The 9,680-nt window shown below is 71.7% G+C and carries 8 protein-coding genes; 6 read left to right on the top strand and 2 right to left on the bottom strand.

Translation table 11 applies throughout. The features are described 5' to 3' along the window. Positions 1 to 527: hypothetical protein (locus TR49_RS45215; RefSeq protein ID WP_439654075.1), on the bottom strand; the 527-nt coding region annotated here is incomplete at its 3' end. A gap of 296 nt (positions 528 to 823) precedes the next feature. Here TR49_RS45215 and TR49_RS05085 point away from each other — a divergent pair. From TR49_RS05085 to TR49_RS05060, 6 genes are all read left to right on the top strand, one after another. After that, positions 824 to 2,509 carry a GMC oxidoreductase gene (locus tag TR49_RS05085; RefSeq protein ID WP_152627073.1) on the top strand — a complete coding sequence of 562 codons (1,686 nt, stop codon included), beginning with the start codon at positions 824 to 826 and terminating at the stop codon, positions 2,507 to 2,509. Next, positions 2,506 to 3,069, top strand: a complete 564-nt coding sequence (locus tag TR49_RS05080; RefSeq protein ID WP_052434022.1) for a hypothetical protein — start codon at positions 2,506 to 2,508, stop codon at positions 3,067 to 3,069. Before TR49_RS05085 ends, TR49_RS05080 begins: the two co-directional genes overlap by 4 nt. After that, complete coding sequence (locus TR49_RS05075) at positions 3,066 to 4,979, top strand: GMC oxidoreductase (protein ID WP_042377532.1); 1,914 nt, start codon at positions 3,066 to 3,068, stop codon at positions 4,977 to 4,979. Before TR49_RS05080 ends, TR49_RS05075 begins: the two co-directional genes overlap by 4 nt. Next, positions 4,976 to 6,166 carry a ferritin-like domain-containing protein gene (locus TR49_RS05070; protein ID WP_052434021.1) on the top strand — a complete coding sequence of 397 codons (1,191 nt, stop codon included), beginning with the start codon at positions 4,976 to 4,978 and terminating at the stop codon, positions 6,164 to 6,166. The genes TR49_RS05075 and TR49_RS05070 overlap by 4 nt, the downstream gene beginning before the upstream one ends. Positions 6,167 to 6,215: 49 nt before the next feature. Next, positions 6,216 to 7,070, top strand: a complete 855-nt coding sequence (locus tag TR49_RS05065; RefSeq protein WP_174501550.1) for a hypothetical protein — start codon at positions 6,216 to 6,218, stop codon at positions 7,068 to 7,070. A 67-nt stretch (positions 7,071 to 7,137) separates the two neighbouring features. Further along, positions 7,138 to 7,365: a hypothetical protein gene (locus TR49_RS05060; RefSeq protein WP_439654074.1), complete on the top strand. Its 228-nt coding sequence runs from the start codon at positions 7,138 to 7,140 to the stop codon at positions 7,363 to 7,365. 3 nt (positions 7,366 to 7,368) lie between these two features. Here the strand turns inward: TR49_RS05060 and TR49_RS05055 are convergent, their stop codons facing one another. Then, a complete protein-coding gene (locus TR49_RS05055; protein WP_042377530.1) occupies positions 7,369 to 9,669 on the bottom strand; it encodes an alpha/beta fold hydrolase in 2,301 nt (766 codons plus the stop codon). Positions 9,670 to 9,680 lie beyond the last annotated feature (11 nt).

Genomic DNA, 9,680 nt, shown 5'->3' with positions numbered 1-9,680 from the left:
GGCTTCACCGGCACGACCGGCGTGGCGGGCTTCACCGGGGTGACCGGCTTCACCGGAGCGACGGGCGTGACGGGCTTCACCGGGGTGACGGGAGTGACGGGAGTGACCGGCGTCACCGGCGTCACCGGGGTCACGGGGGTGACCGGGTCGGTGACCGTGAAGGTGCCGGACACCGTCTCGGTCGCGCCCGAGTCGTTGACGCAGGTCACCGTCACCGGGTCCGATCCGGCCGGGATGTCGGGCAGGACCGTCGCGGTGGCGGTGAACGCCTGCGGGTTGGACGAGCCGATCGACGCGTCTCCCCCGGCGAAGAACGGCGAGGAGATGCCGGTCAGCGTGACCGCGTCGTCCGGACAGGTTCCGCTGATGTTGACGTCGCTGCCGCCCTGGATGGGGGCTCCGGCGTCCGAGGCGGCGGTCACGCTGACCACGCCGCCGGAGTCCGAGGTGTCCGCGAAAGCGGGGACGGCGAGGGCCACGGAACCCACCGCGGCCAGGACCGTTGCGGTGACCAGAATCGACTTCATTGCTTCCCCAACGATGTCTCGATCCCACGGGCCGGCTTGATCGTCTGCCCGGCCAGGTCTGCTGACCTGCGCTTTCCACTCTCGCCGTCATCCGTCCCGGCGAGGGTCAGCCGATCGGGGGAGCGGGCGGATGAATCGCGCGCCGACCGGCTTGCCTCTGTTTGCCACTTCCGAGTGATTGGCCACCGACAAACCTCGGCGGCGGCGGACCACCGTGATAGTCCTTCGTATGCGAATTCCCGGATGCGAATGTGCTGATTGCATATGCCCGGATACCGAGTGCGAGGTGGCATGGAATGACGGACATCCGAACGACCCTCGGACGGACCCTGCTCGACCTGCCGACGAGGGTCGCCGAGTCGCCGGGAGCGCCGCCGGGTGAGCCCGTCGGCCCGATCGAGCAGGAGTACTTCACCACTCTGGAGGCGTGCCGAGAGAACCGGTACGACGCCGTCGTGGTCGGTGCGGGCGCGGTGGGCAGCACCGTCGCGCACCGGCTGCTCCACCGCGGCTTCCGGGTGCTGCTGCTGGAGAAGGGGCCGTTCCTGCTCCCGGAGCACGTCCAGAACGTCGACCCCGTCTACCAGCCGTTGATGACCAGCGCGGTGGCCACGCCGTGGGAGATCGTCCCCGAGGACGGGTACGGACTGGCGCCGCAGATCCCCTATGTCGGCGGCCGTGCGCTGTTCTGGAGCACCTGGATCCCGCAGCCCACGCGCGAGCAGATGCCGGACTGGCCGGCGGAGGTCCTCGACGCGCTGCGGCCCTACTGGCGGCCCGCGCACGAGTTCCTCGGATCGGTCGAACCGTCCGACATGGGGCCCGAGTTCGACACCTTCCATCCGCGCCTGGTGCGCGATCTCTTCGACGGCCTGCCCGATCTGCCGAACTTCGTCGACTACGCGCGCCTGCGCGACCTCGAGCAGCCGCTGGCCTCCCGCGCGACCCGATCCACCCTGGGTTACCGCAAGTTCAGCCCGGTGCCGGTGGTCCTGGCGGACGCACGCCGGTACTCCGGCGCCTCCCGGAGTGCCGGCACAGCGCGGCTCTCCGTCGTCCCGGACTGCCTGGTGCAGCGCATCGAGCACAAGGCCGGGCGAGACGGCCGGGTCGCCACCGGGCTGGTCACCACCCAGGGCGACTACGACCTCAAGGGGGTCCCGCTCGTCCTGGCGAACGGCGTGATCGAGCCGACCGGGCTGCTGATGGACTCCTTCGGCGACGCCCTGAGCGACCTGGCCGGCAAGAACCTCGGCGGCCATGTCGCCGACTGGTTCACCATGCGCGTCCCGCGCGACGCCTACCCGGATCTTCCCGACCGGCTGCAGATCTCCTGCACCTATCTCGAGGGCACGCACCGTCCGAACGGCTCCGCGGAGGAGGCCCGCGACTTCCACATCCACCTCATGGGCGCCTCCAACCCGCACCCCGACGACTCCGTCGCCGACCTCTACCGACTGATCCCCGACTCCTTCGACCAGGACTTCCTGACCGAGCTGAGCACGCCGGAGCACATCGGCTTCCTGGTGCACTGCCTGGGCGAGTGGCGCGGCGAGCGATCCGTCCACGCGGCGTCGTACGTCGGCGTCGGCCCGGGCGGCGCCCCCCGGATCAGGTTCAACCCGAACAAGGCCGACCGGGCGCTGGCCGAGGCGATGGACGAGTCCGCCCGGGCCCTGGTCGGGCTGCTCGCCCGCGGTCACGCCCCGGAGTACTGGGACAGCGACCAGCAGAAGTGGACCCGTCAGATCCCGCCCAACCGGGAGAAGAAGCTGCTGGTGCACGAGTCCGGGACGCTCTGGATGGGCGACGGCCCGAAGGACTCGGTCACCGACCGCCTCGGCCGCCCGCACGGGGTGGAGGGGGTGTACGTCGCCGGTGCGGCGACGTTCCCCAGCAGCGGCTCGTGGAACCCGACGCTCACCGCCGTCGCCCTCGGTCTGCTGCTGGCCGACCGCCTGCCCCTGGAGGCCTCGCGATGACCACCGGAGTCCCGCTGACCGCCACGGCGCTGGCGAGCGCCGCGACGCCGGATGCGCCGCCGGCCGCACCGCCCGCCAAGGACGTCGACCGCTTCGTCAGGCTCTCCGTCGCGCTCACCGGCTTCGACGCCTTCGAGCTGCACGGCACCGGGCTGGCGGAGTTCTACCTGCGGACGGTCGTGGCGCAGGTCGGCCGACCTGCCTACGACGACCTGCGGAAGGCCCTGGAGCAGGCGGGTCTGGACCCCGAGAAGCTGGAGGGCGACGTCCACCAGGACCTCGCCCGGGCCGTCGCCCACCTCTGGTACCTGGGCGTGTGGCCGCCGCTCTCCGCCGCCGTCCACGCCGAGCTGCGCCGCCAGGTCGCCAACGACGCGTTCACGGTGGCGCCCGAGGCGTACGTCCAGGGCCTGGTGTGGCGGACCTTCCACGGGCATCCGCAGGGCGCGAAGGCGCCCGGCTTCGGCACCTGGGCGGCCCCGCCGCCGGGAGAGCCCGAACTGCCGCAGCCGGGACGGCCGGTGCGCGGCCACGGCGGGAAGACCGGAGGCGGCCGATGAGCCCGGCACGTGACCTCGACGGCCACCGCTACGACGTGATCGTGGTCGGCGCCGGGTGGGCCGGCTCGCTGGTCGCCAAGCGGCTCGGCAGCCAGGGCTGGCGCGTGCTGGTCCTGGAGGCGGGCACGACGACGCTCGACACCTGGGCCGGACACCTCGACGCGATGAACACCTTCTACTCCTCGCTGATCAAGGTGCCCAACGCGCCCTACCGGGCCAACACGGCGGCGCCGTCGCCGTCCGTCCTGGACACCGTCCCCGGCAAGGACGGCCACGGCTACCAGGCGCTCGGGTACCTCGTCCAGGACGGCCCGCTGCCGTACGGCACCGACTACCTGCGGGCCGGCGGCGGGACGGGCATGCACTGGCTCGGGCTGACGCCCCGCATGCTGCCGCAGGACTTCAAGGTCCGGACTCAGTTCGGCTACGGCCGCGACTGGCCGATCGGCTACGACGACCTGCAGCACTGGTACTGCGAGGCCGAGCGCGAGATCGGCGTCGCGGGCGACGCCGCCGAACAGACCGAGGAGATCGGGCTGCCCTTCCCCGAGGGCTACGTCTTCCCGATGCACGAGATCCCGAGCAGCTACGTCGACCGGGTGATGGCCAAGCACCTGAACGGGAAGACGGTCTTCGACTCCTGCACGGACGAGCCGGTCGAGCTGCGGGTCGTCAACACCCCGCACGGGCGCAACTCCACGCCCAACCCCGCGTACGACGGGGGCCGCGGCTTCCGGCCGCAGGACGCCGTCGGACTGCCCAACTACGGGGAGCGCTGTGTCGGCAACGCCTCCTGCACCCCGATCTGCCCGGTCCAGGCGAAGTACAACCCGCTGAAGACCCAGGCGCAGTGGAGCCGGAAGGTCACCCTGGTCGACCGCGCCGTGGTGAGCCGCGTGCTGGTCGCCGACAACGGCCGGGTGACCGGCGTCGAGTACCAGGCGTACGACGACCCGGCGACGCCGGTCGCCACCACGCGCACCGTCGAGGCCGACGTCGTCGTGGTGGCGGCCCACGCCATCGAGTCCGCCAGGCTCCTGCTCGCCTCCGAGCTGGCCAACAGCAGCGACCAGGTCGGCCGTAACCTCATGGACCATCCGGTGATGCTGGCCTGGGGCCTGATGCCCCATCAAGTAGGCCCGTTCCGGGGGCCCGGGTCCACTTCGGCCTTCGAGAGGTTCCGGATGGGCGAGAGCCGCAGGGAGCACTCCCCCTGGCGGCTGGTGATCGCCAACTGGGGCTGGACCTGGGCCGCCGGCTCCCCCGGCAGCGACGTCGCCGAGATGCTCGGCATCCCCGACTCCCCCTTCAAGCCCCGGGGGAAGGCCCGCTACGGGCCGGCGCTGCGCGAGCAGCTCGGCGACCGGATCGGCCGTCAGGTCGCGTTCCAGTTCGAGCTGGAGCAGGACGCCCAGCCCGGCAACCGGGTCACCATCGACCGGCGGCACCGCGACGCGCTCGGCAACTGCCGTCCCATCCTCAGCTACGACCTGTCCGACCACGTGAAGAAGGGCATGCGGGCGGCTCTCGACGTCTCCCACCAGATCTTCGAACTGCTCGGGGCCGAGGAGCGGACCCGCTACACGTCCGACGCGCCCAGCTACTTCGAGTACGAGGGCACGGGATACACCTTCAACGGCGCCGGGCACGGCTGCGGCACCCACGTCATGGGCGACGACCGGAAGACCTCCGTCGTCGACCAGTGGCAGCGGTCCTGGGACCACGCCAACCTCTACCTGGTCGGCTGCGGCAGCATGCCCTCGATCGGCACCTCGAACCCCTCGCTCACCATGGCGGCGCTCGCGCTGCGCAGCGTCGAGAGGATCCACCAGGACCTCACCGAGCTGCACCGGCCGCTGGTCCTGCGGCCCACGCCCGGCTACGCCCACCCGACGGAGGCCCGACCGTGACCGTCCGCGACCCGCTCACCGGACTGACCGGCTTCACCGACATCAAGGCGCCGCTCACCGAGATCGAGCAGCCGCCGTTCGAGATCCCGAGGACGATCCCGAAGCTGCGGTACTTCCTGCAGGCGGCGCTGGCCCTGGAGTTCCTCACCATCCCGCCGTACCTCACCGCGATGTACACCATCAAGCCGGGGACCAACCAGGAGGCCTGGTACTCGCTGCGGGCGGTCGTGCTGGAGGAGATGCTCCACATGACCCTGGTGGCCAACCTGCTCAACGCGGTCGGCGGGACGCCCGTCGTCGCCGATCCGCGGTTCGTCACGGACTACCCGGCCAAGCTCCCGTACGCCAGGGAACAGGTGCCGATCGCGCTGCGCGGCTTCGGGCGGGAGGCCATCCGGACGGGCCTGTGGATCGAACGCCCGGAGAAGCTGGAGGACCTGCCCAGGACCGGCAAGGAGCCCGATCCGCGCGGGTGGACGTCCATCGGACAGTTCTACGCGACCATCCGGGCGGGCATGCGCGGGCTGTCGGAGAAGCACCCGGACCTGTTCGACGGGGACCCCGGCCGCCAGGTCGGCCCCGAGGACTTCTACAACTCCGGCGGCCGGGCCTTCCCCGTCACCGACCTCGCCTCGGCGCTCGAGGCGATCGAGTTGATCTCCGAGCAGGGCGAGGGCGTCCCTGGGTCGATCTACAACCCGGACGACCGGCTGTTCGGCCAGGCCAAGGAGTTGGCGCACTACTTCCGCTTCATGGAGGTCCACGAGGAGCGCCGCTACGGTCCGCTCGACACGCCCGCGTCCGGCCCGACCGGCCCCGCCCTGCCCATCGACTGGTCGGCCGCCTACCGGATCGATCCGCAGGCCAAGGTCGCCGACTACCCGGTGGGCAGCGAGGTCCGGCAGGCCGCAGAGCACTTCAACCTGGTCTACGCCCGGCTGCTGTGGCTGCTCGACCTCTCCTTCAACGGCGAGCCCAAGCAGCTCCAGGCGGCGGTCCCGGTGATGCTCGAACTACGGGACCTCGCCCTGCAGTTGTACGCCAACCCGCACCCGGACCCGGCCAAGGCCGCCCGGGGCGTGCACGCCAGCGCCACCTTCGAGATCACCGGCGCGGAGCTCTCCGCGGCCAAGGCCGAGCTGGACGCCGGAGTCGGCGCGACCGCGCTGCTGGCGAGCCTTGCCTGACCAGTCGCTCCACCCGCCTCGCCCACACCACTGAGGAGAGACCGTCCCCATGAACGATCTGGCGCCACCGCTTCCCCCGATCCCGGCCGGATTCCGGCTGCCGTTCTTCTACGGCGCGCTGCACAACGTGGGCATCGACTACCTCGTCCCGCCCGAGCGGGTGAACGGACACCTGGCCGGCACGGGCCTGTCGGCCGCGCTGCTCGACGGCAAGGCCTGCGTGTCGTTCAACTACCAGCTCTACTTCGCCCAGTTCGACTTCGGGCCGAGCGTGACCCAGGAGATCGAGCTCAACATCATCGCCTTCCCGACCGCGTCCTCCACCCTCCTGCCGGACCTGACCTACCGCCAGTTCGCCCAGGGCGAGGACCAGACCAAACTGCGCGGCAACTGGCGCATCCAGGTCGCCTGCGACGCACCGATCGCCATCCGGGCCGGAAAGGAGCTGTTCAACGAGCCGAAGTTCCCCGCCTGGTTCAAGACGACCATGCCCTCCCCCAACGCGGACCCGGGCGCAGTCTGGCAGGTCGAGTGCCTCGACGCGTCGCTCACCCCGGACGGGAACGACATCATCAAGCACGACAAGCCGCTGTTCTCGTTCCGGGCCGACCTGGCCGGGCTGCTCCCCGCCCCGGTGAGCATCGCGCCCTTCACCGAGTACGGAACGGACCCGAAGCACCGCACGCTGGCTGCGCCGCTGAACGTCTACCAGAACTACCAGCACTTCGCCCTCGACGGTCAGGGGAGCAAGCGCGTCAGCCTCACCGTCCAGGACCCGCAGTCCGGCGTCGGCGCGGACCTGCAGGCGCTGCTCAAGGACGCCCACCCCGTCGGCGCGTGGTCGTATCAGTCGCCGATCGTCGCGGCGCAGAACCGCCCGTACTACACCGCGACGAAGCCCTGACCCCACCCCATCCGCCGGGGCCCCACGCGCCCCCCTTCCGCGCGGGGTCCCGGCCTACACTTCCCGCGTGATCAACAACATCAAGTGCTCCCAGTGCGGCACCGTCGGCCTGGAACCGGGCTTCATCGAGGACAACGCCCCCGCCGGCCACGGCGACGCCCGCTGGGTCGCCGGCCCCATCGAACGCGGCCCCCTGGGCGGCGCGAAGCGCATGGGCCGGCCCCACCTCCAGGTCGACGCCTACCACTGCCTCAACTGCGGCCACCTGGAGTTCTTCGCCGTCCGCCCGGCCTGACGCTCAGCGCTCCGGCTCCCCCGCCGTGCGGCGTTCGAGGAGTTCGACGTATCCGGCGCACCAGGCGGCCACGGTCGTGGCGTCGAACATGTCGGACTGGTAGGGGATGAATCCGTGCCATCCGCCGTCCTCGGGTTCGAGGATGAACGAGAGCTCCATCTTCGCCCCGCCGGTCGGGACCAGGGTGAGGGTCACGTCGAGGTCACCGAGCGCCGGTTGCATCGGTGGTGTGTTCAGCACGACGAAGGGCACCTGCGGGAAGACCCCGAGGCCGTCCTTGCCGGCCTGCTGCAGGATCTCGCCGAGCAGGCCGAAGGGCACGAACCGGTCGACGTTCTCGAAGAGCGAGGCCCCGACGCGCCGTACCAGGGCGTCGAAGGGCTCTGCGTCGTCCAGGACGGTGCGGACGGCGACGTTGTCCACGAAGAAGCCGACGACGTCCTCGTACTCGCTCCGCGGCCGGTTCGCGTAGTTGACCGGCACGGTCAGGTCGGCTTGGCCGGTCAGCCCGCCGAGCCACTCCAGGAAGGCGGCGAACAGCACCGCGAACTCGGTCGCGCCCGCCGTGTCGGCGAAGGCCCGTACCTGGTCGGCGAGCCGGGCGGGGAGCAGGAACTCGTGCAGTCCGCCACGACCGCTGAGCTGCGGGGGCCGCGGCCGGTCCGCGGGGAGCCGGAAGGTCAGCGGTGCGTCAGCGAGGAGGTCGAGCCACCACGCGCGCAGCGCGGAAAGGCGCGGGCCCTGGTAGCGCTCGGCCTCCCAGCGGGCGAAGTCGAGCAGGTCGGCCCGGGTGGGGTCGGGCAGGGCGCCGCGGTACAGCTCGTCCAGGTCGCGCAGCATCGTCGAGTTCGACCAGGCGTCGGAGACGGTGTGCTGCACGAGGATGAGCAGGTCCCAGTCCTCGGGTCCGATCTCGGCGAGGGCCGCCCGCAGCAGCGGTCCCTCACCGAGCGGGAAGGCCACCTTGGCGCCCTCGCGCCGCCAGGTGTCGACGGCGGCGTCCCGGCCTTCGGGAGCCACATCGGTGAGATCCGTGATCGGCAACGGGATGCGGGCCGTCGGCAGCACCTCCTGGACCAGGTGCCCGCCACGCCGCACAAGGCGGGTGCGCAGACCGGCGTGACGCGCCGTGAGCAGCGTCAGCGCGCGCTGCAGGGCCGGGACGTCGAGGGCGCCGGTGATGGACAGCGCCATGGCGATGGTGAAGCTCGCCGGCTCCGACGTCGCCTCCAACCGGCCGATCGACCGGCGTTGGCCCCAGGCCATCGGCCCGGACGCCTCCACCGGCCCGCCCTCGGCGACGAGAGCGGTCAGGGCCGCCTTGTGCCGTGCCATCTGCCCGAGGAGCGCGTCGTCCAGGACGCCGACCGGGGCGTCGTAGCCGAGCCCCGCGGCGGTCACGGACATCCGCACGTCGGCCAGCCGCAGCCGGCCGAGCAGTTCGGCGGCGGCCTCGGCCTCCGGTTCGGCGCCGGTCACTGGATCTCCTCCTCGGTCATCAGGTGTTCGGGCGGCCCGCGATGGCGTGGGGCCGGGCCGGCGACGCTCTCGGCCGAGCGGCCCGGCCGGCTCCTTCCGGTCGGCGGCTGTACGGAAGGCGGCCAGGGAGGTCGCCACGAAGGTGCCGATCTCCTCGATCCGCTCGTCGAAGAAGTGCCCCGCGCCCTCCAGCGCGAGCACCGCGAGCGGCCCTCCGGAGACCGCGCGCCAGCCCTCCGCCGCGGCCACCGGTGCGATCGGGTCATCGGTGCCGAGGACGACCGCGATCGGGCAGGCGAGTGGGCGCGGCGTCACGACGGCGGCGTGCTGCTCGTAGAGCCGGTAGTCGTCCCGGACCTGCCCGGCGTAGAACTCGGTCAGCTCGCTGTCGTGCAGGATCTCGACCGGCAGGCCGCCGAACGCGGCGAGCGCGCCGAGGAACGCCCCGTCCGGGAAGGAGTGCAGCATCGGCCCCGGCCGCCGGTAGCCGGGCGGTCGGCACGCCGCCGCGAACAACAGGACAGGGCTGCGGCATCCCCGCTCGGCGAGCCGGTGGGCCGCCTCGTAGGCGAGCAGGGCGCCCATGCTGTGCCCGTACAGGGCGTAGTCGTCGCCGACGCTGCGCTCGGCGATGGTCCGGGCCAGGTCGTCCGCCGCGTCGGCGAACGACCCGGGCCCTTCCTCGTGCAGCCGCGTGCCACGTCCGGCGACGTCGAGCGCGACGAGCTCGACGTCCTCACCGAGGACCCGGCCGCCGAGGACCTGGGACCAGGGCTTGAAGACCCGTGAGGTGCCCCCGGCATGAGGCAGGCAGAACAGGCGCATGACGTACTCGT

The organism is Streptacidiphilus melanogenes, assembly GCF_000787835.1.
GTDB lineage: Bacteria > Actinomycetota > Actinomycetes > Streptomycetales > Streptomycetaceae > Streptacidiphilus > Streptacidiphilus melanogenes.
Note: the sequence above shows the minus strand (reverse complement) of the source record. Positions and strands in the feature narration are given on the sequence as shown.